We start from the raw sequence: 24,700 nt of genomic DNA, 5'->3' as shown, positions 1-24,700 counted from the left end.
ATTGCTTTGCTCTGTCATCCGGTACGAGACCACAAGACACAAGACGGCGGTGCCGCCGAATGCCCCCATGGCGACGATCCAGATGACGTCCTGGGGGTGGTTGATCGGGGAAAACCCGCCGGCGATGGTGGCAAGGATCAGCGCGCCCAACAAGGCCGATACCACCGAATACAGGTTGAGCAAGGGGCTGGGCACATCCCGGTCCATCAATCGAGCCGACACCCCAGTCAGCGCATACAGAAACGCCGCCCCCAATGGTGCGACCGCATCCAGCGAAAACGTGTCGCTTCCGGGCCTCATGATCAGGATCACGCCGGCAAACCCGATCAGCACGGCCATCCATCGCACGGCCCCGACACGCTCGCCCAGCATCGGTACGGCAAGCGCAGTCATGAAGACTGCATTGGAATAGGTGATGGTGGATGCCGTGGCAAAGGCCAGCTTGCCCAACGAGTAATAAAACAGGAACTGGGCAAAGGTGACGTAAATCCCCCGCATCAGACCCAGTTTCCACTGCCGGATTTTCCAGGGCCTCCCACTTTGTCGCCAGACCGAGGATGACCACAGAGCAATCAACGCGGGAAAAATACCAAAGAAATTGCGATAGGCCGAAAGTTCTGCAGCGGTATACCGGGGCGACAGATACTTGATGATCAATCCCATGACATCGAACAGGACAAGGGCGAGCAGCGACAGGGCGATGGCCAGCGCCACATTGTCCCGGTTGTCGTTCACTGCGAGTGCCTCGACGCCCGGAACATGATCCAGATAGCGGCAAAGATTCCGACGAAGCCGCCGAGATAACTTGCATCATGCATCACGCCCGCGCGCAGGAAACCCACCGGCTCGGTGATCGTGGCGGGCAGCTGAATCTGTGACGCCGTCTTGGCGTCGACCGCCATCAACCCGAAAACCCAACCAATGCTGGCAGCAAGCGAAGCCATGAGCAGCACCGCGAATATCGCACGCAGCCCCGCCGACCAGAACATTCTGGCCGAAGACAACAGCAACAGGCCCAGCAAAAAAGGCGGCGAGCCGACCAGAACGCCCATCCACCAGCTTGCCCGCCAACCGACAATCGCAGCGCCGACGCGTGGCGGTGTTTCGGGTGGGATGCCAAACTGAAGGAACTTGAACTGATGGAAATAATCCGGCCCGACCGAATAGGTGACCTGATTGTGCAGCGCGCCAAATATCCCTGCGGCAACGATGGCAACGGCGATCAGCGCCAGGAAAACTCCGATCCTAGCCATGGTAGGCCGCAACCGTTTTCAGTTGCGAAAAGCCATACAACGCCTCGAACCCTTTTTCACGCCCATGACCGGATTTGCCGACGCCACCAAAAGGCAGTTCCACACCGCCACCCGCGCCATAATTGTTGACAAAAACCTGACCCGATCGCAGCCGCTTGGCCAGCCGCATTTGCCGCGCGCCATCACGCGTCCAGATGCTGGCAACCAACCCGTAATCGGTGCCGTTGGCGATCTCCACCGCTTCTTCCTCGGTGTCGAAAGGGATCAGCACCTGAACCGGGCCAAATATTTCGTTCCGGGCCAGTTCATGATCTGAAGGGACTTCAGCAAAAAGCGTTGGCCGCACATAAGCGCCGGTTTCAGGCGCGTGGGCAACAATCTGCCCCTGCGCCGCAATGGTCAGGTCAGCTCCACGAGCCAGAAAACCCTCGACAATCTCCTTTTGCCGGGTCGAGATCAGTGGCCCCACCCGCAGATCCTCGGCGGCTGGTCCGACGGTTAGCTGCTCATAGGCCTCGGCCATGCACGCCCGGACCTGATCATAAATGCCGCGCTGGGCGAGGATGCGGGATGACGCGGAACAGGTCTGGCCCGCATTCTGGATCCCTGCATTGACCAGAAACGGCAAGGCAGCCCCAAGATCGGCATCGTCGAACACAAGCTGGGGGGATTTGCCGCCCAGTTCCAGTGTCACCGGCACCACGTTGCGCCCGGCCGCCTGCTGCACCAGCGCTCCGGTGGCAACCGATCCGGTGAATGAAACATGATGCACGCCCGGATGTCCCGACAGCGCCGCCCCCGCCTCGGCCCCAAGTCCGGGCACCACGTTCAGTGCACCAGCGGGCAACCCGGCCTCGACCGCCAGGTGAGCAAAGGCCAGCGCCGTAAGGCATGCCTCTTCGGCCGGTTTCAACACACAGGCATTGCCCATCGCCAGCGCCGCTCCGACCGAACGCCCGATTATCTGCATCGGATAGTTCCACGGCACGATATGCCCCGTCACCCCATGCGGTTCGCGCAGAGTATAGACGGTGTAGCCATCGAGATAAGGAAGGGTTTCCCCCATCACCTTATCCGCCGCACCGCCGTAGAATTCGCAATAACGCGCCAGCGCTACCGCATCGGCCCGTGCTTGCGTCAGCGGCTTGCCCACATCCATCGCTTCAAGCGCAGCCAGTTCGTCTACCCGCTCCAGCACCAGCTGCCCTATCCGCGTCAGGGTGCGACCCCGTTCCAGCGCAGTCATGCGTCCCCATGCGCCATCCAAAGCGCCTTGCGCTGCGCCGACCGCAGTGTCGATATCCGCGCCATTCCCGCGGGCAATCCGGCAGATCTCCAGGCCGTCAGACGGGTTGATCAGCGGCAGGGTCTGGCCGGAGGACGAGGATTGCCATAGACCGCCGATCAGGCAGAGGCCGGGGTCAAACCAAATAGCGTCATTCATCGTGCGGATCCTTTCCTGTTCATGGCAAGAGGTCCCCGTAGGGTCGCTCGCGTAGACTGCTTCCTGTACCTGTATCACGCTGCGCCCCATCGTATGTCCGGCAGACGCGGCGCTGCGGCGATCAGGGCTTCGGTATAGGGGTGCTGAGGGTCGGTGAACACCTGCTCGGTTTCACCCTCTTCGACAATGCGGCCGGCTTTCATGACCAGCACCCGATCGGTAATCGTGCGCACCACGCTCAGGTCGTGGCTGATGAACAGATAACTCAGGTCATAGGCATCGCACAGCTCTGCCAGCAGATCGAGGATGCGGGCGCGAACGGACACGTCAAGGGCCGATACCGCCTCGTCGAACAGGATCAATTCGGGGCGGATGATCAGCGCACGTGCAATGGCAATACGCTGGCGCTGGCCGCCGGAAAACTCGTGAATATATTTTCCTGCGTCGTCCGGCGACAGACCCACGGCGGTTAGCACCTCGGCAATCCGGTCAGTGCGTTCTGATCCGGTCGGGGACCTGTCGAGCAGGTGAAAGGGTTCGGTGATCAGGCGCGCGACCTTGTGGCGGGGGTTGAAGCTGCCGAACGGGTCCTGAAACACGACCTGCATCTTGCGCCGCACTTCCAGGTTGGGATTTTTGCCGCTGAAAACCGGTTGACCGTCCAACAGGATATGCCCCTGCTGGACGTCTTCAAGACCCAGAATGGCTCGCGTTAGGGTCGATTTTCCGCAACCGGATTCACCCACCAGTCCCAGACGTTCACCCCGATGCAAGGTAAAACTCACATGATCGACGGCGCGATGGTGCTCCGGTTTGCCGAACAGGCGTTTTCGCGGCAGGCGATAGTCCCGCACGACGGCTGCCACCGACAGCAAAGGCGCGGAGTCGCGGCCAGCGGGAAGGATGACCTGATGACCCGAGGCCTCGAACAGCATGCGGGTATAGGGATGCTGCATCCCGGTCAGCAACCGGCGGGTGGTGTCGGCTTCCACCACTTCGCCGTCTCGCATGACCACGATCCTGTCGGCCATATCGGCCACCACGGCGAGGTCATGGGTGATCATCAGCAGTCCCATGCCGAACTCGGATACCAACCCTTTCAGCAGATCGAGGATTTGCGCCTGAGTGGTCACATCAAGAGCCGTGGTTGGCTCGTCTGCGATCAGCAGCCTTGGCCGCAAGGCAATGGCCATCGCGATCACCACTCTTTGACGCTGTCCGCCCGACAGTTCGTGGGGATAGCGACCAAGCGGGTACCTTTCGGGCGGCAGGCCTACGCGCGTCAACACCTCACGCGCGCGATCCCGAGCTTTTGCAGGCGTCATCGCCTTGTGGATCAGAATCGTTTCAATCACCTGATCCCCGATGGTCATGACCGGGTTGAGCGCGGTCATGGGCTCCTGAAACACCATGCCGATCCCGGCGCCACGCAGGGTACACATCTGGGCTTCGGGTCGGTCAAGCAATTCCTGCCCGTCCAGCAGGATCGATCCGCTTGTACTGGCGCCGTTTGGCAGCAGCTGCATTACCGATAGCGCGGTCATCGATTTGCCCGACCCGCTTTCACCGGTAACTGCCACCACCTCGCCCGGTTCGACCACAAGGCTGACGCCATTCAGGATGTTCGTCCCCTGGATGGACAGCGACAGGGTGTCGATCTGCAAAAGGCTCATGCGCGCGCCACCCGAATGCGCGGGTCCAGCCAGTCGCGCAACCCGTCCCCCATCAGGTTCAGCCCCAGCACCGTAAGAACAATCGCCAGACCCGGGATCAGCGCCAGGTGCGGCGCAAAGCTGACCATGGTCTGCGCATCCGCCAGCATCCGACCCCAACTGGGCGTTGGTGGCTGTGCACCCAACCCGACATAGCTGAGCCCGGCCTCGGCCAGAATGCCCAAACTGAACTGGATGGTGCCCTGCACGATCAGCAGGTTGGCGATGTTCGGCAGGATATGCTCTGCCGAAATCCGCGCCGCGCCCTTGCCGGCAACACGGGCGGCCATGATGAACTCGCGCTCCCACAAGGATAGCGCGGCACCGCGAGTGATGCGGGCAAAGACCGGAATGTTGAATATACCGATGGCAATGATCGCGTTGACCGCACCTGCGCCAAAGACGGCAGTGATCAGGATGGCGATGACCAGAGACGGAAAGGCAAAGACCAGATCGTTGCCGCGCATGATCAGCTCGTCCAGCCATGATCCCTTGCGTGCCGCCGCCGTCAGGCCCAGCGGCACGCCAAAACCCATGCCGATGCCCACCGCAACCAGCGCGACCGCAATCGACGTACGGGCACCCACCATGATCATCGAGAACATGTCCCGTCCGAAATGGTCGGTTCCGAACCAGTGTTGCGCAGTGGGGGTTTGCAGCTTGTTGGGGATATCCAGCGTCGCGTGGTCATAGGGCGTCCAGACAAACGAGATGAGCGCCGCCAGCACCACCAATGACGACAGGCCCGCGCCCAGGGTCAGGTTACGGCTCATGTGCGGCTCCTCAGACGCGGGTCGACGGCGGCATAGGCCAGATCGACCAAGAAATTCACGGTGATCACCGCAAAGACCAGCAGCATGACCACCGATTCCACCACGATCAGATCACGGGAAGAAATCGCCTGAAATACCAGCCTTCCAAGCCCCGGCAGATAGAACACCTGTTCAATGATGATCGACCCTGCCAACAGGAAGGAAAACTGCAGCCCTATGATGGTCAGCACCGGGATCAGCGCATTGCGTACCCCATGCCGCCACAGCGCCTGACGGCGGCTCAACCCCTTGGCCCGGGCCGTGCGCATGAAATCCTCGCCCAGAATGTCCAGCAGCGCCGATCGCATCACCCGCGCCAGAATAGCGGCCTGCGGCAGCGCCAGCGCAACTGCGGGGAGCGTCAGCGAGTGCATCCCGCCCCAGAAACCGTTTTCCCACCCGGCAAACCCGCCCGCGTTGAACCAGCGCAAGTTGATGGCAAAGACCAGGACCAGCATCATCGCGAACCAGAAATTCGGGACCGCGATGCCAAGTTGGGTCGCGCCCATCACGGCGGCATCTCCGGCCTTGCCACGCCGGGAAGCGGCATAAAGTCCGGCTGGAAACGCGATGGCAGTCGACAGCGCCAGGGCATAAAGCGCCAGCGGCAGCGATACCCATAACCGGTCCGCGATCATGCCTGAAACCGGCGTGCGATAGGTATAGGATGTGCCGAAATCTCCGCTCAGCATCCCGCCGACCCAGTTGAAATAGCGCTGCATCATGGGCACATCCAGGCCCAGTTCAGCGCGCAGCGCGGCCAGCGTATCGGGCTGCGCATTGACCCCCAGCATGAATGATGCGGGATCCCCCGGTGCCACCTCGATCACGGCGAAGATGACAACAGAGGCAACCACCAGGCTCAGGATCAGCGAGGTCAGGCGTTTGAGGGCGTAGCGCAGCATCAGCGCCACGTTAGGCGGGGATTACATTCGGGTCCAGCATCTAAGGCGTGACCAGAAACTTGAGGACGGCATAGGCGACAATGGCGGCATAGCCAATGGGATAGATCCATTTCACGGCGTAATTATCAAGCTTCCGGGCCGCGTCCTCGCGCCCGGACAGTTTAAGTTTACTCAGGACCACGTTGAAAACGATGATCGCACCCGTGGCAAGGAACATCCACTGCAGGATGAAATCGAGAAAGGTCAAATAGCCCAGCTTTGGCAGGTCCGCCGATATGGCCCAGTTGAATGCAACAAAGACCAGCAGGTTTGCCCCAGAAATCTCGATCCGCTTGCGATATTCGTCGAGGAAAAAGACCGACCAACTGACCGTGATCAGCACCAGCATCGGAAGGAAGACCCGTATGATGTAATAGGTAATGTGCCTGCTTCCTTCGAAGACCAGCGTGATCTGATCGCTGTCGTTCCCTGAAATCCCCGGCACATTGGTTTTGGTCAGGCGCGCGTTTCCAAGAATCCACTCTTCTTCACCCAGCAGGTCGCCGAGGCCGGAGTATTCGTTCAGGGGGTGGTAAGTCACGAAATTTGCGGGCAGAACCGAACTGACCTCGAACTGAAAACGCTGCGTGTCGAAAGGGTATTTGGTGAAATCGAAGTACGGAGCCTGCAGCGTTAGTGACGATTTCTCGACATAGATCACACTTCCATCCGGACGAATGGCCGCGGCGGATTGGTGAATCCAGCGGTTGGATTGCTGGTTCTCGATTACAAATACCGGGATGATCGCGCCAACGGTCGATGCATAGTCTGCTAGGGCCTTGGGTTTTAATATCCGAACTTCGCGCCCGATCTCGTTTGGATCGAATGCGAGTGCGGGATCTGTCCACTCAGCCCTTATGACAGCGACAGCACCATAGTTTTCCGCTTTCTGATCAACGTTGACAATCTGATCGATCCTGATGCCGACCCCGACATCAAGGGGGGCAGCGGGTGTTGTGGTGATGACCTCCAGATTCCCGGACAGCTCCTCCTGTGCGTTGGCGGGAAGGGCGAGGTTGACCAAACTGAGCGCGGTCAAGACCATCACGTGAACAAAAGGCCGAAGGACACCCGATATCATCATGCTCTTGTTACCAGTTCACGGGGTAGAACAAGCGAAGCCCCGCAAGACGGAGGCTACGCATCTGTGTTATCACTCGGCCCAGGATATTCCGGTCAGATCAACTGCAGCCGTTGGCGAATTGACCCACAATCCTTGAACACCTGCCTTAGCTACGCCTGTTTTGGCAAACTGGAACAGATAACCGTTCACGTAATCTTCTGCGATCATCCGCTGCGCGTCGCCCAGCAGTTTCGTGCGCTCATCCGGATCGGTCGTCTTGTTCAGGGTTTCCATCAGCGCCTGAAACTCGGGGTTGTCGTACTGGAAATAGTACTCCGGACGGGCATAAATGCCGATGTCCATTGGTTCAGTATGGCTGACGATCGTCAGGCCGAAATCCTTGCCCTTGAACACGCTTTCCAGCCACTGGGCCCATTCCACATTGATGATCTCGGCCTTGATGCCGATTTCGGCCAACTGTGCGGCGACAATCTCGCCCCCGCGACGGGCATAGGATGGCGGCGGCAGGTGCAGCGTGGTTTCGAACCCGTCGGCTAGCCCGGCTTCGGCCAACAGGGCTTTTGCCTTTTCGGGGTCATAGCCGGAAATTCCGGTCAGATCGACATAGGCCGGATTGTGGGGCGCAAAGTGCGTGCCGATGGGCGTGCCATAGCCGAACATCGCCCCGTCAATAATGGCCTGCCGGTCAATAGCGTGTGCAATCGCCTGACGAACGCGGATATCGTCAAAGGGCGGTTTCTTGTTGTTGGTGGACAGGATCGTTTCACCTTCGGTGGACCCGATCAGGACCTGAAACCGTGGGTCTGCCTCGAATTGCGGCAGATTCTCAGGCGCCGGAAAGTTTTCGAACACGTCCACATCTTCGGCCATCATTGCCGCAAAGGCGGCGGTCGGGTCCGAGATGAATTTGAACGTCGCTCTTTCCAGCGCCGGTTGCGCGCCCCAATAGTCCGGGTTGCGTTCCAGAGTGATCCGGTCGCCCTGCACCCATTCACCAAACTTGTAAGCGCCGGTGCCTACCGGATTGGTCTTGATGTTCTCGATGCTTTCGGGCGCAACGATCACCGCGTCCCCCCAGGCCATGTTGAACAGGAAATTGCCGTTCGGGCCATCAAGCGTCACCTTCACGGTCAGGGGGTCGACGACCTCGACCTCGGTGATTCCGGCAAACAGCGCCTTTTGCGCATTGGCGCTGTCCTCGGCCCGGGCGCGGTCGAGGCTGAACTTGACGTCCTCGGCATCCATCGCGCTGCCATCATGGAAGGTCACGCCATCATGCAGCTTGAAGGTATAGACGGTGCCGTCCTCGGAAATCTCCCAGCCTTCCGCCAGCCCCGGTACAATCGATCCATCGCCCATGAAACGGGTCAGCCCTTCGAACACGTTCGTATAAACCACGGTATCGATGGCCTGGGCTGCTGCACTCGTCGGGTCCAGATGCGGTGGCTCAAGCTGTGTCGCGATGGTGATATCGGTTTGTGCCCAGCCCTGCGTCGCAAACAGGCCGGCCCCCAGCGCCAGCGCCGAGGCAAAGGTGCGAAACATCGGTTGTCCCATGAAAACTCTCCCCTTTTTTCGAATGACCGGACTCGCAGAGATGGTCATTTGTCTTTCAATCTCCTCTCAAACCTCGGACCAATCAAGGGAATGTTGGCGCAAAACGCTTTCTTTGAAACGCCCCATCTGCTATGCCGCGCTGCAGCGAACCAATCCCGCAGGACCCATTATGAGCGCCACAGCCCGCAAGAAAGCCCCCAACGCCGAGGACATCCGTTCCCGCAAAGGTGGCGAACCGCTGGTCAGTCTGACCGCCTATACCACTCCGATGGCCCGGCTGATGGATGCCCATTGCGATTTTGTTCTGGTCGGTGACAGCGTCGGCATGGTGCTGCATGGCCTGACCTCGACCCTTGGCGTCACGATGGAGATGATGATCCTGCACGGGCGGGCCGTCGCGCGCGGGCTGGACAAGGCGATGATGGTCATCGACATGCCGTTTGCCAGCTACGAGGAAGGACCGGCGCAGGCATTTCGCAACGCCGCGCGTCTGATGGCCGAAACCGGGGCAGGGGCGGTCAAGCTCGAAGGCGGGGTCGAGATGGCCGAAACCATCCGCTTTCTGGTCAAGCGCGGCATTCCGGTTATGGCGCATATCGGCCTGACCCCGCAATCTATCAATACGCTGGGCGGCTACAAGGTGCAGGGCCGCGATGCGCAGGCCGAAGCAGTGCTGGCCGATGCCCGCGCGGTGGCCGAGGCCGGTGCGTTCTCGGTCGTGCTCGAAAAGGTGCCTCAAGGTCTGGCCGACCGGATCACTGCCGAAGTGCCGATCCCGACCATCGGCATCGGCGCCTCTGCGGGATGCGACGGCCAGATCCTTGTGGTGGACGATATGCTTGGGTTCTTCACCGCCTTCAAACCGAAATTCGTCAAACGCTACGCCGAGCTTGGCCCCTTGGCTGAGACGGCGATTGCCGAATACGCAGCCGAGGTGCGCGCCCGCACTTTCCCCGCGGCCGAACATGTGTTTGCCGATCACGCACCCGACAGAGGCTCGTCGAAATGACAGCACCCATTCTGCGCCACCTGGCCGATCTGCGCGCCAAAACAACCGCCTGGACCCGTGCCGGTGAAACTATCGGGGTGGTGCCCACCATGGGGGCATTGCATCAGGGACACCTGTCGCTGGCCGAAGCTGCCCGCGCCGAATGCGACCGGGTGATCGTGACGATTTTTGTGAACCCCAAGCAGTTCAACAACCCCGAAGATCTGGAGAAATATCCCCGGACCGAGGTCGAGGATGCTGAAGAACTTGCCCCTTTTGGCGTCGACGCGATCTATGTTCCGGCGCCTGCAGAAATCTACCCCGAAGGCTTTTCGACAAACGTGTCCGTCGCTGGTCTGACCGACGTGATGGAGGGCGAGTTTCGCCCCGGTCATTTCGACGGGGTTGCCACGGTGGTGGCAAAGCTTTTCCTGCAGACACAGGCCAGCCGCGCCTATTTCGGCGAGAAGGATTTTCAACAGCTGATGGTCGTCCGTCGCATGGCGCGCGATCTGGACATTCCTATCGACGTGATCGGATGCCCGACCGTTCGGGAACCCTCCGGTCTGGCCATGTCGTCACGCAACCTGCGCCTGTCTGGCGAAGGTCTGATCGTGGCTGCCCGGCTGAACCCGGTCATGCAATCGGTCGCGGATGCCCTGACAAGAGGAGAGAGTTTCGCGCCACTGGCCAAGGCGGCGATTGCTGAACTGCACAGCGCGGGGTTTACGCAAATCGAATATTTCGACTTGCGCAGCGCCCATACCTTGGCGCCGCTGGACCGCCCCACCGAATCCGCGCGCCTGTTGGCCGCCGGGTGGGCCGACGGCATCCGCCTGATCGACAATGTCGAGGTTCCCGCCCTCTGAACTCGGGTCTGGCGCAAATGCGCCGCTTCGGTCTAGTGTCCTTCCAAAAGTGACAAGGGGAGGGTGCCGATGACCTATGTCATGGCCATCGATCAGGGAACCACATCCACAAGGGCCATTCTGTTCGACCAGGACATGCAGCGCGTGGCAACCGCTCAGGTCGAGTTCGCCCAGCATTTTCCACAGGAAGGCTGGGTCGAACATGATGCGGACGAAATCTGGGACAGCGTTCTGAAAACCTGTCGTCAGGTGATGGACACCCACGGCATCACCCCCGCGCAGGTGGCGGGTATCGGGATCACCAACCAACGCGAAACCACCGTGGTCTGGGAAAAGGCAACAGGCAAGCCCATCCACAGGGCTATCGTCTGGCAGGACCGGCGAACAGCGGCGATCTGTGACCGTTACCGTCAGGCTGGATGCGAAGACGACATCATTCACCAGACCGGTCTGCTGCTTGATCCCTATTTTTCCGGCACCAAGGTGAAATGGATTCTCGACTCGATCCCCGGCGCACGTCAACGCGCCGAGAAGGGTGAACTTCTGTTTGGCACCATCGACAGCTTCCTGATCTGGCGGCTGACCGAAGGCCGGATGCACGCCACCGACGCCACCAACGCCGCCCGCACCCTGCTGTTCGACATCCACAAGGGGATGTGGAGCACAGAAATCTGCGATCTGCTCGACGTCCCCACGGCCATGCTCCCGCAAGTTCGCGACTGTGCGTCCGATTTCGGGCACACGACACTATTGGGCGGTAAAATACCGATCCTCGGCGTTGCCGGCGATCAACAGGCGGCCACCATCGGGCAGGCCTGTTTTGCGCCGGGAATGATGAAATCCACCTATGGCACCGGCTGTTTCGCCCTGCTCAACACCGGGGCCGAGCCGGTATTGTCAAACAACCGTCTGCTGACAACCATCGCGTATCAGTTGGGCGGAAAGCGAACCTATGCGCTTGAAGGGTCGATCTTTATCGCCGGCGCAGCGGTGCAATGGCTGCGCGACGCGCTAAAAATCATCGACAATGCCGCGCAAAGCGGCGAGCTGGCAGCACGGGCCGATCAGACGCAAAAAGTCGTGCTTGTGCCGGCCTTCACCGGTCTCGGCGCGCCCTATTGGAATCCCGACTGCCGGGGGGCGATGTTTGGCCTGACCCGCAATTCCGGCAGGGCCGAGATTGCCCGTGCCACGCTGGAAAGCATCGCCTATCAGACCCGAGACCTGTGGCAGGCGATGCAGGGCGACTGGGGTGCCGAAACGGATGTGATCCTGCGCGTCGACGGCGGCATGAGCGCCTCGGACTGGGCGATGCAGGGGCTGGCCGACCTTCTGGGCGCGCCCGTCGACCGGCCGGTCATGCAGGAAACCACCGCGCTGGGCGCCGCGTGGCTGGCGGGGATGCAGGCAGGTGTTTACCCCGATCAGGAGGGCTTTGCCGCCACCTGGGCGCTGGATCGCCGGTTCGAACCGGAAATGGCCCAAAGCGACCGCGATTCAGCCTATGCCCGCTGGCAGAAGGCGGTTCATGCGGCGATGATGTTTTAGGCGTACGGATCGGACATCCAGTTTGAGTCCGAAATGACCTTTGTGGCTTTCATGGTGAATGTCCGCAAACCACAAACTCGAACTTGTAAAAAACAGATCTAATGCCCACCACCACCGGCCAAACCAATTCCCATCAAAATTGACCCAAGCACCTTAATGCGCAACCCGGCAGCTTTGACCACGCCGGTCGCAGCAACGATATGCCCAAAAGTTCCGTCGATGTTATTTGTGTATCCTTGAACGATGCAGCCTGATCCGTCGAGCAACATGGCTTCGTGTTCTTTGTGCACCAATTCAATAAAGGCCTGAACGCTGCCACGATATGCTGCTTTGTTCAGCTCAAGCAAGTCTCCGCTTGGCACTACCTGACCAGTCGCGACTGCTGGTTGCACAGAAACGATATGAGCCGGGAAAATTGCGTTTCGGAATGCAATATTGGCGTTGGTTTCGCATGCAATCTCTACCGGCATTCCGTCGTAAATCGTGGAGTTGGCTACCTGAGAGAATCCGGCCACGACACGGACCGGTAAATCTTCCTGACGGTCAGGAATGATAATCATCGACGGGCGAACAACCAGTGTCGTCGCGGGGCTGCCAACGCTCAGAGCAAGCTGTGTGACGGTTCCTCGAACCAGACTTCTGACTTCGGTAAATGCGAGTGCGGTATTTGCCTGCTCAATTGTAGTCTTAATCGCCTGGCGTTCTGCCGGGAGGCTTTGTTCAATTTCGACCAAAGCGAGGTCGAGTTGCGATTTTGCTGCCTGCAGGTCGGCTTCGGCAGCTTCCAACGCAGCGGTCGCTTCGATGACAGTATTCGTCGTTCCTACCCCGCGACTGACCAAGGCTTGAGCATCGTCCAGATCGTTTTCCAGGCTAACAATACGGGCCTCGATTTCGGCCACGCCCGCTTGTGCGACCTTTTTATTGTCCTCTGCCTTAATCTCTTCGGCGTCAATCACAGCTAGTTGCGCCTCTGCCTCCGCCAAAGCTGCGCGTTGGGCACTATCTTCGATGCGAAACAGCAGGTCACCCGGCTCAACCCGCTGGCCGTTGACGACAGCAACCTCAGTCACTGGGCCAGTGGTTTGCGCAACGACAGACACGGTACGGAAGGGCACCACGCCCGCGTAAGTTTTTGGGTGATAGTAAAAGACAATCGTGAAAACAGCGAAGGCCATGATTGCCCACAAAAACACGGCCGTTTTCATATTCCAAACGGTTATTGCTTCACCGCGACGCCGCAATTGAAAATAGCGGATCACTGCAGGAAAGGACGTGAACATAAGCTCAAACATCGTCGTTCTCCCCCTCCTCAAGCGGTGTGGTAGGTGGAGCAGATGGACCGGCATCAGCTTTGAAATTCAGATGAAAACGAGACCAATCAGCCATAAGGGCAATGAGAATGGCGCTTAAGGGCAGCAGCGGGTGAAAATGATCTACAGGAAAGATTTCGTAAATCAGTGCTATCGCCAACAAGGTTGGAATGGTCTTCGCAAGCGGTGTCCCTTGGGCCTTATGTTCCGCCCAGCGGTCGAACGCGGCATAGAGGTATACGATACCGTAGAGCCCGCCAACGACAATAACGAGAACAACGATTGCCAGATAATCGCCGTCGCCTGGAGACACAAACCAATGTGGGTCCGCGTGGCCCCCGTGCGCATTATCTGCCATGTTTCTGAACTCTCTATAGACTTGAACTTGCAACTGCAAATTGGGTTCGATTGTTTAATCAAGCGATTTAACTTGGGTCAACAGCTTAACGACTTAACGGCAAGCTGTTATTGACGACACAAGCGTCGAGAAATCCAGCACTATGCAAAAACACGCCCCAGAGTTTGTTGGAGTTGGGCGACCTGCAGGTAACCGCATCCAGCAGCCATTGGTGTGATTGCAGAGAACGCACACTTTGTCCCGCGTCGTACCCGTTCGTGCGCTGCGCGGCGAACGGCGGTGTTCCCCGAACCAGTCACTCGTGATCAGGCGGCGAATGCCGGTAGTGAACCCATACTGTTGAAAAAGTCAGATTTTGCCAAAAGTCAGCGAAAAAGCAGGCCATAGAATGCCAGCCCGAAAATTTGGCTAAGGGGTCGGCCAAAACACGGGTGCGGCGATGTATGAGGCGCTCATGACCAGCTGGGCGCAAACAGCGGCGACTTTTCTGATGCTCTGGCGTCTTGCGAAAATCGAGAACGTGAAATTTTCGAGTTTTTCAACAATATCAGCCCAAACTACCTCATGCTGCGTAGGGTCCGAACGGACGCTATGCGCACAATAGCTGTCATTGCGTAAGGCGAGGCCGACCCTTTCCCGCCGTACGTCTCCACTTGTCGTTGCCGTGGCGCAGCCCGTTGATCCGGATCTTTATCGAGCGCGCAGCATTTTCGCCGGGGCAATTATTGGGTCGCGGGAAAAGCGGACTGGTGCAGTTGCCGCTACAGCATGAGCAGAAACTTCACGCAGACGCGGCATGGCGGGGGCCGTGAAGCTGCATGTGTCATCAGTTCGGTCATTGTCGGCCACTCTACGCGCGAAAATCAAGCGACGCTTCGCTGCGAGCCGTGTCGACCATCGAGGAGCGGGTAAACTGGACGCCAGCCAAAGGCACCAGATGCCACATTTCGGCGCGTCGCAACATATCGCTTGGCCCGATCTTGTTTTTGGGATGGATGAGCGACTGCATTCTTCGCCTTGCTCACTTGCTCACTTGCCCGTTTCCACGTTGCCAAGCTACAGTCCAAGGCGGTTCTTTTTGCCTTGGAAAAAAAATGCCGATGCCATGGACATACCGGCACGCCACGAAGGAATGGCGTGCTTTGCTTGACGATGCCAAAGAAAGAATGTGCCTGGTGTCTGACAACAACGCCTACACAGCGCTTGATGCGGTATTCCAGGTGTTTCGGCGGCGTTTAACTGCTCAGGAGGGGCTAGATTTCGCCAGTGTGCTCCCGTGTGTGCCCCGTGCGATTTTCGTGAAGGATTGGGACATCTCGGAAGAACCGCTTCCGTTCGGTGACCGTGCTTCTCTCATCGATGAAGTCAAAGCCGTCCGAAAACATCACAACCTCACACCTGACAATGCCATCGAAGCGGTGGCTTGGGCATTGCGGCGGCACGTAAATGCGAGGGACTTTCAGCGGATACTCGACAAGCTTTCTCCTCAAGCGCGTGCTTACTGGCACGTTGAGGTTGAAGATCCTTCTGAACTCGAACAGAGGATCATCTAACGAAACTCGGCGATGTTTGGTAACTTTAGGAATACGGATTGCACTCAGAGAACGTGGAAAACCACCTGTCGGCGCAATGTATCCATGTATTCGCGGGCGAGCGCCGCCGAGCATGGCACATTTGCTTAAAGCTCCATTGGCAGCCATGTGAGAATACTCAGCTCGTAACGCATTGACACTAGGCCGCACAGACCGACGACTTTCCGAACTTGACAGGGCTGCCTTATCTCCGAGAGGAGAAATCGCGCAAGCGCAGTGCGTGAAACTGCCCTGACCTCCGCGGGAAGAGAGCCCACCTCGGTCCGGCAAGTTCCGTCAATCCCGTTCTTGAGGAAGCCGGTGCGCACGATTGTCCAGTCGACTGTAGCAGCACAGATGATCTGTTCCATGCGCCGTGCCGCCTCGATAGAGCGCGGCACGGCGCACTGAAGAACCCGCGCCGCCAATATTTCGGTATCGCAAGCGCTGCCCGCGTGGATCGTCAGATTCCGATGGTGGATATCGGAAAGCCTGTCCCTGGACCGCACCAGCGCCGTGACGCTGTTGCCCCCTTCCAGAGCTAGGCGGATGAGCTCGCGGCCGGTTCGGCCGTTTGCGCCGAGCAAGAAGAGTCTCATCTGCGCTTCCTCTTTTACAGGGAGCGCAGCTGCCGCGCCGACCCGTCCCTGGCAGGCTTCCGTGCCGTGGCGCAGAATACAATCTCCCATACGCAGATCGCTTGGGCGCACCGGCGCTCGTCAATCAGCCGTTGATCGAGCGTATCGATATCGATGTCGGCCTTCGATGCAATCGAGAACCGTTCAAGGCGCGGAAGCGCCGCGCGGACGATCGAAGCAATCGGGTAGCGGGACGAGGGTGTCAGAAGGTTCGCTTCGGCACGGAATTCTTCTACCTCCAGTCCTGCTTTCGATAGAACGGAGTGCAAATGGTGGCCCATGTGGATGTCGGCACCTTCTGCCGACAGCATATCGCGCAACCAGCCTCGGACCCGATCATGCAGCGGCCAAGGCGCTCCGACCTGTTCGATCGTGGTCAGGTCATGTTCATGGAACAAGACCCGCCCGCCCGGCTTGACGACACGAACAAGGCTGCGTACCGCGGCCACAGGATCTGACTGATACATCAGCACACGCCGCCCGATGGTGGCGTCGCAGGATTCGTCCCCGACTCCTGCCGCGTCAAAGCCTCCCTCACGGAAGGAAATATTGAGCAATCCCAGTTCGATTTGTCTGGCGCGCGCCAATTGCAATGCGCCGGCGTCCCGATCAAGACCGATCACCTGACCGTGCGATCCGACGCGTTCCGCCGCCATGAATGACACCGCGCCCGTTCCGCAACCGATATCAAGCACGCGCATGCCTGGACCGATTCCTGCCCCTTCAAGCAGCCGCATGGTCATCTGATCGACGACGTTCACTGGCAAACAGCCTTTTCCATTGCCCTTACGACCGACCTATCTCATGCACGGTGCGGCATACCCGTGCCGGTATCGAGATAGGCCTTCAGGCTATCGACAAAGAACCTGTCCCATCCTGCTTCGCAAACCTCGTAGCAATGCAAGTTGGGGGCAAGTCCGACATGTTCGAAGCGGATTCTAGCGCCGTTTTCTTCGGGCGAAATTGTCCAGATCGTCCGCGTGCCGAGCCATTCTGTCTCGATCTCCCTGGGCTTGCCTTCATGCAGGTGCAGCGCCTCGACGCATTCCAACTCGACCAGTTTGCCGGGAACAAGCCGCCTGGCTTCGAAAGTCCAGTACGACCGGCCCGGCGGAAAGGTGAATCTGGCCCGATCGCCCTCATTTCGGATCGGCTGATCAGGTGTGGTCCACCAGTGTTCGAACCCCATTGTCAGTGCTTCGAAGGCTTGTTCCGGCGTGGCCGCGACCGTGAGTGACTTTTTATAGTTTCGCATGGACGGTACTGCCTCCTTTTCATTCCAATGTGGTGGCAACGTCTCCTCTATACCGGGAAGCTCGCTCATCCGGGCTTTCCAATCGGACACCCTTGGATAGAGGTCTGGCGGATAGCCGAAACCGAGCCGGTCCATTACCTTGTGGTGGTTTTCGACCGCCCGTTGGATAAGGCGGATTTCCGGGAACACGACAGCGTCTGCCGCACTCGGTACATCTCCCGCCAAATAGGGGCCTTCCGCGAGCAGGCTCTCAAGCCAGCGACATTCCGAATGCAGCTTCTCGCTGGCCCCGATCAGCGCCTTTTCTTCTTCGCTGCCCGGTTCCGGGTCGAGGCGCTGCAGCAGGACCGGCACCAGTACGGCGCGGTTGGCCTCCCGCACATAATCGCAGGCTTCCATGGTGATCTGCCAGATTCGCGCGGCCTCGTCCGGTGTCGCACCAAAGAGTCGAGGTTCGGGAAAACGTCGATCCAGCCACGCAAGTGCTGCTATCGAATCGCGGATGACGATGCCGTCCGCTTCCAACACCGGGACGGTGCCGCGGGGATTGAGCGACAGGAAAGGCTCGGATTTGTGCTCTCCGGCTGAGGCACGCAGCACGTGCTGCTCCCAAGGGATGCCTTTTAGCGCAAGAGCCACAAGCACCCGCCAGGGCCGTGGTGCGCCGCTGATTGTGTGGATGGTCAATGTCATTTCTGTTTCCTGATTCAGGTTGTGTTCCGGGCCGCCGAGTTCGGTCATTGCCACTCAGCTCGCAGGACTCATCAAAGAGAAACTGCCTTGGATGCGGCCAAGGGTGAGCTTTGCCGCCACGCCAGGGCAATGAGCGGCGCCGTTACCGCAAAGTGTACAAACGTAAACACTGTCTCGAGTGTGATGAATGAGATTGCCGATACCATGTTGTATTTGGCTGCGACCGGTAGAACCTGAAACGACCAGGAAAGCAGGCCAAAAATAAGGAAGAACTTCAACGCACTAACCAGCCAATCCGTGGCCGCGGTGCTGAAGAGCCGGGGGTAGGTATAAGCAAACACCAGCCCCTGCGCGACCATCGCAGCGAGGCCAAGAGGGATGATCACCTCCTCTCGGTACAGGCCGAGCGCGTCATAGCGGTGCTGAAAGAAAGACAAGTGCCACAGATAGCCAAGGGGGAAGGTCGGCGCGACGTAGGCAGCAAAGGCGAACCAGAATTTTCTTGCCATTGCGGGTTCTCCAAAATAGGTTGCATTATGCAAGTGGTATTTCGATTACTTGCGTAATGCAAGTGATAATTTTGGGGATTCACATGGTCAGACCGTCCCGTGAGTTACGTTCACATTGTCCGATCAACTTCGGGCTTGAGATCTTCGGTGACCGTTGGACGCTACTTATTCTGCGGGACCTGTTGTTTCAGGGAAAACACGGATTCAGAGAGTTCCAGGCATCTGAGGAAAAAATATCGACCAATATTCTGGCCGACCGGCTCGACAAGTTGACCCAGGCAGGGCTGATTACGTCACAGCGTGTCGAAGGCGACAGCCGACAGATCCGTTACGAGCCGACGGCGGCCGGGCTGGCGCTTGTGCCGGTGTTGGTCGAGATGGCCTACTGGGGGGCCAAGCACGACCCAGACACCACGGCACCGGCTTCATTTGCCCAAGCCTACGAGGCGGACCGCCCGAGGCTTCTTCAGGCTATCGCTTCCGGCTCAGACCCGTCAAAAATCTGAAAACCCTTCTGTCGCTTCGATCGTGGGCTCTTTTGAACCGGCCTGAAGACTACCCGTTCGAGGCAAAGGAACCGGTTTGCCTTCTGGATACCCGGCACTTCGGATCAGCGGTAATCCCTGATCTCTGATTGCCGTGAGTTCCGCCAGTCGCCGTCATTCCAGGATATGCCCCGCCGATTGGTTGAGCATGGTGCCTGCCATGCAGGCAGCAAGGTCGGACGCGGCAAAGGCGAAGATCCCGGCAGTGTCTTCGGCAGATGGCAGGCGTTTGAGCGCGGTCTTGTTCTGCTCGACAAAATCCTTCATGCCCGCGTAGTCGAGGCCGATCTGCCCGCCCATCGTCTTGAATGTGTAGTCAATGGTCGGCGATTCCGGCATCGCCTCGGACCGTACGCCGAGAACCCGAATACCGGTCGGGCCCCATTCATGCGCCAGCACGCGCATCAACCCTTCGGTCGCGGCATGTGAGGCCGAAGCCGCCGCTGACCAGGGTGCTCCGACCTTGGCCAGGGTCGAGGTGTTGAAGATCACCGTACCAAATCCCTGCCGGGCCATGTGAGGATAGGCCGCTTTGGCCGAGTTGAATTGAGCGCAGGTGTCGATGGACAGTGGCAGAAGGAACTGCTCAGAGGATACCTCGACGCTCGGTTTGCCGTGATGATAGTCCGTGGGTCGTGCGCCTGCGAGGTTCACCACAACGTCGATGCGGCCTTGCCTGTCCCAGACCGCGTCCACAAAGTCGGACACCGCCGAAGTGTCGGTGGCGTCAATATCTCGGTAATCGGCAAGCTTTTCAGCGATAGGTGCATTGGCACCGTTCCGACCGGCACCGAACACGATCGCTCCTTCCCGCAAAAATCGCTCCGCTACATGACGTCCGATATGCCCGTTCACACCGAGAACGAATGCGGTTTTCCCTTCCAAAAGCATGGTTTGTTCTTCCCTGTTTCTGTTTGCGTGCCAGCAATATGGGGTATTACAACCGATTGAAAAGACGTCAGTTTTTTCATACTTAGTCAGATAATTGCTACTATTGGTGGCAATTTCTCGGCCGCGCGATGGGGCAACCCGGTAAAATTCCATACAAAAGGTTTGATTTGTGAGGATACTCATAAAATGGTAGTTGGTAGCAAATCAGTACTGTGGAGGCCGCCATGAATGACACCATAAGCAACAGGGACGAACCACGGCCGTCGGGCGATGCCTTTGCCGAGCGTTGCCCCATGCCCGAAATCGCTCGCCTGATCGGTGGCAAATGGAAACTGATCATACTTCAGGTGCTGATCTTCCAGGGCACGAAGCGCTTCGGCGAGCTCAGGCGGGACGTGGACGGGATAACGCAGACCATGCTGACCGGGCAACTTCGGGCGCTGGAGGACGATGGGCTGGTCACCCGAAAGGTGTTTCCGGAAGTGCCACCGCGGGTCGAGTATACGGCCACCGAAAAGGCGATGGCTCTGACCAAGATGTTTCACGCCATGCACGATTGGTGGCTTCTGGAATGCAAGACTTGAGGACAGCCAAAAGGTGCAGCTCCGCGATGGCCTGCCACCGACTTGACGGATCGACAATGCCTCGTCCCGAACCGGTTGAGCGCATCCCCAAGCGGTCAGTGTCGGAGTTGGCCGAACCCCTCAGCCGAAAGCTCCCAACGGGCCTGTAGGGGCATTTTGACCCGAATTTGCCCGATAACCGAGTTTTTCAACAGAGTCCGGCCGGGACCCGAAATGCACATATGCCCGAACCTCCATAGGCTCCCAACCAACGCTATGAAAAGCGCTTGACCTTGACGCTAGTGTCAAGGCGCTAGGCACATCTCCGATCGACACGAATTGATCCAAGGATGGAGATGAAGAGAAGTGACACAGAATGGTGCATGGCAGGGTAAGGTGGCAATTGTTACCGGAGGCAGCTCTGGTATTGGCAAGGCGGCAGCGACCGAGCTTGCAAAGCAGGGTGCGAATGTACTGATCACCGGCCGAAACGCGGACAAGTTGGCGGCAATGGCGGCTGCGAGCGATAACAACGAAGTGCTGCAAATAGATAGCTCCGACCGGACTAGCGGGGCACGGATCGTTGAAGCCGCACTATCTCGTTGGGGGCGTATCGATCTGATTGTCAACAATTCCGGTGCAGGGCAACCTCTTCCCATCGATGCCTATGACGTGGATATTATCGCAAAAATGTCAGCTATAAACATCGGCGCACCTTCGCAATTGGTAAAGGCGGGCAAGGCAGCGCTGAAAGAGAGTAAGGGCGCAATCGTGAATATCGGAACAGCGGTTTCACGGAACGCAGCACCGATGCTGGCGCATTACGGCGCGACAAAGTCAGCCCTGGAGTATTTGACCAAATCCTGGGCTATTGAGCTTGCTGGTGACGGAATTCGTGTGAACGCGATAGCGCCGGGGCCGGTCAAAAGTGGGGCATTGACTGGCTTCATGGGTCTGCCTGAAGAGATGGTGCAGCAGGTTGAGGAACGGGAAGCCGCCCAAATCCCGCTGGGACGTCGCGGCGTGACGGCTGACATCGTACCCTGGATTTTACACCTCGGGAGCGCCGAAAATGAATGGCTGACAGGACAAGTTCTGACCGTCGATGGCGGTTGGTCGCTGCGAAGCTGATCTCTTGGGGTCCGGATGATTGCAACGAACCATCCGGTTCACCCTTGACTGTCACGTATGTGACTTACATCTCTGTCGGGTCTAGCGGAGGGTTCCCACATGCACGCAAAGGAAGCTGCAGAGCGGCTTGGGATCACGCAGCGCATGTTGCGCCACTACGAGAAAAAAGGCTTGCTGCAAGTTGGACGAGCGCCGAACGGGTATCGTTGCTACGGCGAAGCCGATCTTCGAAGGGCTGGCCGGATCCGCGATTTCATTGCGACGGGCTTTTCTACGCGCGAAATACGGGCCATGAGCGCCTGCCTTTCCGACGAGGGCTCTGGTCCATGCGACGGCGGCATAGATAAATTGACAGAGAAGCTGCAACACATTGACCGGCTCAGAGCAGAGCTTGATGAGAAGCACAGCGCTGTTCTGGAACGACTGGCGGCACTGCGAAAAGGCCTTTCTACCATAGTTAGCCATTGAACGACGGCTTCGAGACACCCAATTCTTCGCGGACCAGGTCGATGCAGGCTTTTGTCGTTTATTGGCCATTCTGATCCTTCGTTTCCCTAAACATAACGGCGGGCCAATTCAGTGGGGGAGGTTCAGATGGCCCTGACCAGGATGTTTCACGCCATGCACGATTGGTAGCATTCTGGAATGCAAGACTTGAGGGCGACCAATAGGTGTAGCTCCTCGATGGCGTGCCACCGGCTTGACGGATCGACAATGCGCAGATAGCTAGGTAGCAGGCCGCAGACGCCCGCCACCCGCTGACAATTCTGTCTTGGTGAAGTGCTGCATAGAACTGTCTTTCTGATCCTCCGAGCAGTTCGCGCGGATGGCAATGCGGGTTCCCATCTTGATAAGCGCGATCTTGTCAGAGGAATCCAGAGCCGTGTCAGCCTCCCTCCCGAACACGTTCCTGAGTGCATCGATTGGTGGTCTTTATGCGAGAACCGCCCTTCCGATCATTTTCGTCATGAGCCTGAACGGCTTGATTGCCATCGTCGATGCCCTGTTTCTGGGATATTTCGTCGGTGCTGCGGCGCTCGCGGCAATCACGGCGGTTTTCCCCGCGTATATTTTGATCGGCGCAATTGCGACCCTGGTTTCCAGCGGCATGTCGAGCGTGCTGGCCCGCCACCTCGGGGCAGGCCATATCGAAGCCGCACGCTCCATATTCGCGGGGGCGCACGGACTTGCCCTGCTTGCAAGCGGCGGGTTGATCCTCCTGTTTCTCATTTTCGGTCCGTGGTTTACGACGACCGTAACCGGCGGGTCAGAAGAGCTGGCCGGAATGGCGCTGACCTATCTGCGTATCACGGTGCTTTTCTCGCCTGTCCTCTATATCCTGTCGGTAAATTCCGACGCGCTGAGAAACGAGGGCCGGATTGGGCTCATGACCGTCGTCAGCCTTCTGACTTCGATTGCAAACATAGGCTTCAATTACCTGTTCATCGCACAGATGGGGTTGGGTGTTTCTGGATCGGCCTATGGCACGGTTGCGGCCCAGTCGCTTGCCTTTGTCGTCCTCCTGACGTTCCGTTTTCGAAGCGACACTCAGATCGCACCGACGGCGCTCGCCCAGGGCAGGCTGACATACGGGTGGCGCCGAATACTCGTTCTGGGCGCACCTCAAAGCCTGAACTTCGTTGGGCTGGCACTCGGATCGGCCGCGATCATCGCCGCACTGCAACTGAGCGGCACTCCTCACTTTGTGGACACGATGTCGGCCTATGGTATCATCACGCGGGTGCTGACCTTCTCTTTCTTCCCGCTTCTGGGGCTTTCGCACGCAATGCAGACCATCATCGGCAACAACTTTGGCGCACGGAACTGGCACCGGTCGGACAGCAGCTTGAAGTTCGCGATTATCGCGGCGCTTGTCTACTGCGTGGCGGCGCAAGCCGCCATGTCGATTTTCGCCGGGCAAATAGGATCTGCTTTCGTGTCGGATGCCGGTGTTGTCGCCGAGGTCGGGCGGATCTTGCCGACCCTCACCGCCATGTTCTTTCTGACAGGCCCTCTGATGATGATCGCGTCCTATTTTCAGGCCATCGGAGATGCGACGCGCGCAGCTGTGTTGAGCCTGTCAAAGCCCTACTTCTTCACAATACCACTGACGTTTGCCTTGGTGATGGCATTTGGAGAGCAGGGCATCTGGTTCGCGGCACCTGCTGCCGAAGGGCTGCTGCTGGGTCTGACGGGCTTCGTACTAGCTCAGAGCATGCGCACCCGAAAACTTCGCTGGGGCCTGCTGCACGACAGGGTGGGGACGCAGCCATGACCGATCTCGAATTGACGGCGGTGCAGGCAAAGCTGTTCGCCCGGGAACTGCGTAAGCGACTTGCGGCGGAGGGAGTGATCGTCAGCCACTCCGCAGCACTGGAACAAGTGGCGAAACAGCACGGTTTTCGAGACTGGAATACCCTGGTCGCCGCAATAGGAGACCGGTCGCCTTATGGCTGGCATCCCGGAGGGCGTGTCGCCGGTCAGTATCTGTCACAGCCCTTTCGTGCGACAATTAAGTCCGCCCAGCGGGTGCGGCCGGGCTGGTACCGCTTGGATCTGGAACTGGACGAAGCGATCGACGTCGTGAAGTTCGACGGCTTTTCCGGCCTGCGTAAGCGCATCAAGGCTGTTGTTGGCCCGGTTGGCGCATCCCGTGAAAAAACGTCTGACGGTGTACCACACATGAAGTTGCACCAATAGTCATCACCGCATTCAGAAAGAAAGATCACGCCACCTGCAGTGCAGTACCAAAAACGGCCGAGGTTGTGTGAAACCTCCGTTGTGAAATTTGCTTTGTCGAAACGGCAGGAGCAGGCATGTCGGGATTTATCGAGGGTATCGAGCGCAGTCAGTCGTCGCTGCTTCCTGATCGGCTTGAGGACTGGGTGGTGCCCGTTGTGAAGTTCCGGTTCCGGCTTTTCATTGCCTTGAACTTGCTTCCATCGATGGCGACGCAGTCGTCAGTATCTGAATGGTCGCTCCCGTAATCGCTCTAGGGTGAGTCTGCGTCTGCGGCGAAAGC

The 24,700-nt window shown here is 58.6% G+C and carries 27 protein-coding genes; 11 read left to right on the top strand and 16 right to left on the bottom strand.

Annotation, left to right across the window (positions count from 1 at the left end; all coding sequences use genetic code 11):
• The 8 genes from AC2FLX_RS12035 to AC2FLX_RS12000 all read right to left on the bottom strand — a co-directional run.
• On the bottom strand, positions 1 to 735 hold a 735-nt coding region (locus AC2FLX_RS12035), incomplete at its 3' end, for a DMT family transporter (protein WP_496875435.1).
• Positions 732 to 1,253 (bottom strand): hypothetical protein, encoded by a 522-nt coding sequence (locus AC2FLX_RS12030; protein ID WP_496809802.1) that lies wholly within the window; start codon positions 1,251 to 1,253, stop codon positions 732 to 734. The genes AC2FLX_RS12030 and AC2FLX_RS12035, both read right to left, overlap by 4 nt.
• Positions 1,246 to 2,697 (bottom strand): aldehyde dehydrogenase family protein, encoded by a 1,452-nt coding sequence (locus AC2FLX_RS12025; protein ID WP_496809801.1) that lies wholly within the window; start codon positions 2,695 to 2,697, stop codon positions 1,246 to 1,248. The genes AC2FLX_RS12030 and AC2FLX_RS12025 overlap by 8 nt, the downstream gene beginning before the upstream one ends.
• A 74-nt stretch (positions 2,698 to 2,771) precedes the next feature.
• Entirely contained in the window at positions 2,772 to 4,370 is a 1,599-nt protein-coding gene (locus tag AC2FLX_RS12020) for an ABC transporter ATP-binding protein (protein ID WP_496809800.1), read from the bottom strand.
• Positions 4,367 to 5,182, bottom strand: a complete 816-nt coding sequence (locus AC2FLX_RS12015) for an ABC transporter permease (RefSeq protein ID WP_480748855.1) — start codon at positions 5,180 to 5,182, stop codon at positions 4,367 to 4,369. The genes AC2FLX_RS12020 and AC2FLX_RS12015 overlap by 4 nt, the downstream gene beginning before the upstream one ends.
• Positions 5,179 to 6,126, bottom strand: a complete 948-nt coding sequence (locus AC2FLX_RS12010; RefSeq protein WP_496809799.1) for an ABC transporter permease — start codon at positions 6,124 to 6,126, stop codon at positions 5,179 to 5,181. Before AC2FLX_RS12010 ends, AC2FLX_RS12015 begins: the two co-directional genes overlap by 4 nt.
• 40 nt (positions 6,127 to 6,166) lie before the next feature.
• Positions 6,167 to 7,210: a ligand-gated ion channel gene (locus tag AC2FLX_RS12005; protein WP_496746147.1), complete on the bottom strand. Its 1,044-nt coding sequence runs from the start codon at positions 7,208 to 7,210 to the stop codon at positions 6,167 to 6,169.
• A gap of 108 nt (positions 7,211 to 7,318) precedes the next feature.
• Complete coding sequence (locus AC2FLX_RS12000; protein ID WP_496809798.1) at positions 7,319 to 8,806, bottom strand: ABC transporter substrate-binding protein; 1,488 nt, start codon at positions 8,804 to 8,806, stop codon at positions 7,319 to 7,321.
• A gap of 169 nt (positions 8,807 to 8,975) precedes the next feature.
• Between AC2FLX_RS12000 and panB the strand changes: the two genes are divergently transcribed.
• From panB to glpK, 3 genes are all read left to right on the top strand, one after another.
• Entirely contained in the window at positions 8,976 to 9,815 is an 840-nt protein-coding gene (gene panB / locus AC2FLX_RS11995) for a 3-methyl-2-oxobutanoate hydroxymethyltransferase (protein WP_496809797.1), read from the top strand.
• Positions 9,812 to 10,663, top strand: coding sequence for a pantoate--beta-alanine ligase (gene panC / locus AC2FLX_RS11990; RefSeq protein WP_496809796.1), 852 nt, complete (start codon positions 9,812 to 9,814; stop codon positions 10,661 to 10,663). The genes panB and panC overlap by 4 nt, the downstream gene beginning before the upstream one ends.
• Before the next feature lie 69 nt (positions 10,664 to 10,732).
• Positions 10,733 to 12,211, top strand: coding sequence for a glycerol kinase GlpK (gene glpK / locus AC2FLX_RS11985; protein WP_496809795.1), 1,479 nt, complete (start codon positions 10,733 to 10,735; stop codon positions 12,209 to 12,211).
• A 98-nt stretch (positions 12,212 to 12,309) separates the two neighbouring features.
• Here glpK and AC2FLX_RS11980 read toward each other — a convergent pair whose 3' ends face one another.
• The 3 genes from AC2FLX_RS11980 to AC2FLX_RS11970 form a co-directional block, all read right to left on the bottom strand.
• Complete coding sequence (locus AC2FLX_RS11980) at positions 12,310 to 13,506, bottom strand: HlyD family secretion protein (RefSeq protein ID WP_496809794.1); 1,197 nt, start codon at positions 13,504 to 13,506, stop codon at positions 12,310 to 12,312.
• Positions 13,499 to 13,882 carry a hypothetical protein gene (locus tag AC2FLX_RS11975; protein WP_480748847.1) on the bottom strand — a complete coding sequence of 128 codons (384 nt, stop codon included), beginning with the start codon at positions 13,880 to 13,882 and terminating at the stop codon, positions 13,499 to 13,501. The genes AC2FLX_RS11980 and AC2FLX_RS11975 overlap by 8 nt, the downstream gene beginning before the upstream one ends.
• Positions 13,883 to 14,732: 850 nt before the next feature.
• Positions 14,733 to 14,891 (bottom strand): hypothetical protein, encoded by a 159-nt coding sequence (locus AC2FLX_RS11970; RefSeq protein ID WP_480748846.1) that lies wholly within the window; start codon positions 14,889 to 14,891, stop codon positions 14,733 to 14,735.
• Positions 14,892 to 14,976: 85 nt separating this feature from the next.
• Here AC2FLX_RS11970 and AC2FLX_RS11965 point away from each other — a divergent pair, with 85 nt between their 5' ends.
• Entirely contained in the window at positions 14,977 to 15,435 is a 459-nt protein-coding gene (locus AC2FLX_RS11965) for a DUF2267 domain-containing protein (RefSeq protein ID WP_496746131.1), read from the top strand.
• 125 nt (positions 15,436 to 15,560) lie between these two features.
• Here the strand turns inward: AC2FLX_RS11965 and AC2FLX_RS11960 are convergent, their stop codons facing one another.
• From AC2FLX_RS11960 to AC2FLX_RS11945, 4 genes are all read right to left on the bottom strand, one after another.
• A complete protein-coding gene (locus tag AC2FLX_RS11960; RefSeq protein ID WP_496746129.1) occupies positions 15,561 to 16,052 on the bottom strand; it encodes an NAD(P)H-binding protein in 492 nt (163 codons plus the stop codon).
• A gap of 14 nt (positions 16,053 to 16,066) precedes the next feature.
• Positions 16,067 to 16,852 (bottom strand): methyltransferase domain-containing protein, encoded by a 786-nt coding sequence (locus AC2FLX_RS11955; RefSeq protein WP_496746127.1) that lies wholly within the window; start codon positions 16,850 to 16,852, stop codon positions 16,067 to 16,069.
• A gap of 41 nt (positions 16,853 to 16,893) precedes the next feature.
• Positions 16,894 to 18,039 carry a glutathione S-transferase N-terminal domain-containing protein gene (locus AC2FLX_RS11950; protein ID WP_496746126.1) on the bottom strand — a complete coding sequence of 382 codons (1,146 nt, stop codon included), beginning with the start codon at positions 18,037 to 18,039 and terminating at the stop codon, positions 16,894 to 16,896.
• Positions 18,040 to 18,110: 71 nt separating this feature from the next.
• The gene (locus AC2FLX_RS11945) at positions 18,111 to 18,548 is read right to left on the bottom strand and encodes a hypothetical protein (protein WP_496809793.1); all 438 of its coding nucleotides are present in this window, start codon (positions 18,546 to 18,548) and stop codon (positions 18,111 to 18,113) included.
• A gap of 83 nt (positions 18,549 to 18,631) precedes the next feature.
• Here AC2FLX_RS11945 and AC2FLX_RS11940 point away from each other — a divergent pair, with 83 nt between their 5' ends.
• Positions 18,632 to 19,054 (top strand): winged helix-turn-helix transcriptional regulator, encoded by a 423-nt coding sequence (locus AC2FLX_RS11940; RefSeq protein ID WP_496809792.1) that lies wholly within the window; start codon positions 18,632 to 18,634, stop codon positions 19,052 to 19,054.
• Between the two features lie 153 nt (positions 19,055 to 19,207).
• On the opposite strand, the gene AC2FLX_RS11935 is transcribed toward AC2FLX_RS11940, so the two are convergent.
• Entirely contained in the window at positions 19,208 to 19,984 is a 777-nt protein-coding gene (locus tag AC2FLX_RS11935; protein ID WP_496809791.1) for an SDR family NAD(P)-dependent oxidoreductase, read from the bottom strand.
• A gap of 224 nt (positions 19,985 to 20,208) precedes the next feature.
• Here AC2FLX_RS11935 and AC2FLX_RS11930 point away from each other — a divergent pair, with 224 nt between their 5' ends.
• The 6 genes from AC2FLX_RS11930 (at position 20,209) to AC2FLX_RS11905 (ending at position 24,665) form a co-directional block, all read left to right on the top strand.
• The gene (locus tag AC2FLX_RS11930; RefSeq protein WP_496809790.1) at positions 20,209 to 20,568 is read left to right on the top strand and encodes a winged helix-turn-helix transcriptional regulator; all 360 of its coding nucleotides are present in this window, start codon (positions 20,209 to 20,211) and stop codon (positions 20,566 to 20,568) included.
• Positions 20,569 to 20,913: 345 nt separating this feature from the next.
• Positions 20,914 to 21,678, top strand: coding sequence for an SDR family NAD(P)-dependent oxidoreductase (locus AC2FLX_RS11925; RefSeq protein WP_496809789.1), 765 nt, complete (start codon positions 20,914 to 20,916; stop codon positions 21,676 to 21,678).
• A 99-nt stretch (positions 21,679 to 21,777) separates the two neighbouring features.
• Entirely contained in the window at positions 21,778 to 22,146 is a 369-nt protein-coding gene (locus AC2FLX_RS11920; RefSeq protein ID WP_480748836.1) for a MerR family transcriptional regulator, read from the top strand.
• 415 nt (positions 22,147 to 22,561) lie between these two features.
• Positions 22,562 to 23,953 (top strand): MATE family efflux transporter, encoded by a 1,392-nt coding sequence (locus tag AC2FLX_RS11915; RefSeq protein WP_496809788.1) that lies wholly within the window; start codon positions 22,562 to 22,564, stop codon positions 23,951 to 23,953.
• Positions 23,950 to 24,378, top strand: coding sequence for a glyoxalase superfamily protein (locus AC2FLX_RS11910; protein WP_496746116.1), 429 nt, complete (start codon positions 23,950 to 23,952; stop codon positions 24,376 to 24,378). Before AC2FLX_RS11915 ends, AC2FLX_RS11910 begins: the two co-directional genes overlap by 4 nt.
• Positions 24,379 to 24,494: 116 nt before the next feature.
• Positions 24,495 to 24,665: a hypothetical protein gene (locus tag AC2FLX_RS11905; RefSeq protein ID WP_496746114.1), complete on the top strand. Its 171-nt coding sequence runs from the start codon at positions 24,495 to 24,497 to the stop codon at positions 24,663 to 24,665.
• Positions 24,666 to 24,700: the final 35 nt, after the last annotated feature.

The sequence above is a fragment of the Ruegeria sp. YKSF57 genome, from assembly GCF_059612585.1.
The sequence above is the reverse complement of the archived record's forward strand: the minus strand, read 5'-3'. Positions and strand labels throughout refer to the sequence as shown.

Coding starts and splice junctions, on each gene's coding strand:
- AC2FLX_RS11980 (WP_496809794.1), bottom strand. CDS start 13,506: ATGTTTGAGCTTATGTTCACGTCCTTTCCTGCAGTGATCCGCTATTTT.
- AC2FLX_RS11960 (WP_496746129.1), bottom strand. CDS start 16,052: ATGAGACTCTTCTTGCTCGGCGCAAACGGCCGAACCGGCCGCGAGCTC.
- AC2FLX_RS11910 (WP_496746116.1), top strand. CDS start 23,950: ATGACCGATCTCGAATTGACGGCGGTGCAGGCAAAGCTGTTCGCCCGG.
- AC2FLX_RS12030 (WP_496809802.1), bottom strand. CDS start 1,253: ATGGCTAGGATCGGAGTTTTCCTGGCGCTGATCGCCGTTGCCATCGTT.
- glpK (WP_496809795.1), top strand. CDS start 10,733: ATGACCTATGTCATGGCCATCGATCAGGGAACCACATCCACAAGGGCC.
- AC2FLX_RS11935 (WP_496809791.1), bottom strand. CDS start 19,984: ATGCTTTTGGAAGGGAAAACCGCATTCGTTCTCGGTGTGAACGGGCAT.
- AC2FLX_RS11970 (WP_480748846.1), bottom strand. CDS start 14,891: ATGCAGTCGCTCATCCATCCCAAAAACAAGATCGGGCCAAGCGATATG.
- AC2FLX_RS11975 (WP_480748847.1), bottom strand. CDS start 13,882: ATGGCAGATAATGCGCACGGGGGCCACGCGGACCCACATTGGTTTGTG.
- AC2FLX_RS11920 (WP_480748836.1), top strand. CDS start 21,778: ATGCACGCAAAGGAAGCTGCAGAGCGGCTTGGGATCACGCAGCGCATG.
- AC2FLX_RS12010 (WP_496809799.1), bottom strand. CDS start 6,126: ATGCTGCGCTACGCCCTCAAACGCCTGACCTCGCTGATCCTGAGCCTG.
- AC2FLX_RS11905 (WP_496746114.1), top strand. CDS start 24,495: ATGTCGGGATTTATCGAGGGTATCGAGCGCAGTCAGTCGTCGCTGCTT.
- AC2FLX_RS11945 (WP_496809793.1), bottom strand. CDS start 18,548: ATGGCAAGAAAATTCTGGTTCGCCTTTGCTGCCTACGTCGCGCCGACC.
- AC2FLX_RS12000 (WP_496809798.1), bottom strand. CDS start 8,806: ATGGGACAACCGATGTTTCGCACCTTTGCCTCGGCGCTGGCGCTGGGG.
- AC2FLX_RS11940 (WP_496809792.1), top strand. CDS start 18,632: ATGGTCAGACCGTCCCGTGAGTTACGTTCACATTGTCCGATCAACTTC.
- AC2FLX_RS12025 (WP_496809801.1), bottom strand. CDS start 2,697: ATGAATGACGCTATTTGGTTTGACCCCGGCCTCTGCCTGATCGGCGGT.
- AC2FLX_RS11950 (WP_496746126.1), bottom strand. CDS start 18,039: ATGACATTGACCATCCACACAATCAGCGGCGCACCACGGCCCTGGCGG.
- AC2FLX_RS12015 (WP_480748855.1), bottom strand. CDS start 5,182: ATGAGCCGTAACCTGACCCTGGGCGCGGGCCTGTCGTCATTGGTGGTG.
- panB (WP_496809797.1), top strand. CDS start 8,976: ATGAGCGCCACAGCCCGCAAGAAAGCCCCCAACGCCGAGGACATCCGT.
- panC (WP_496809796.1), top strand. CDS start 9,812: ATGACAGCACCCATTCTGCGCCACCTGGCCGATCTGCGCGCCAAAACA.
- AC2FLX_RS12005 (WP_496746147.1), bottom strand. CDS start 7,210: ATGGTCTTGACCGCGCTCAGTTTGGTCAACCTCGCCCTTCCCGCCAAC.
- AC2FLX_RS11930 (WP_496809790.1), top strand. CDS start 20,209: ATGAATGACACCATAAGCAACAGGGACGAACCACGGCCGTCGGGCGAT.
- AC2FLX_RS12020 (WP_496809800.1), bottom strand. CDS start 4,370: ATGAGCCTTTTGCAGATCGACACCCTGTCGCTGTCCATCCAGGGGACG.
- AC2FLX_RS11965 (WP_496746131.1), top strand. CDS start 14,977: ATGCCGATGCCATGGACATACCGGCACGCCACGAAGGAATGGCGTGCT.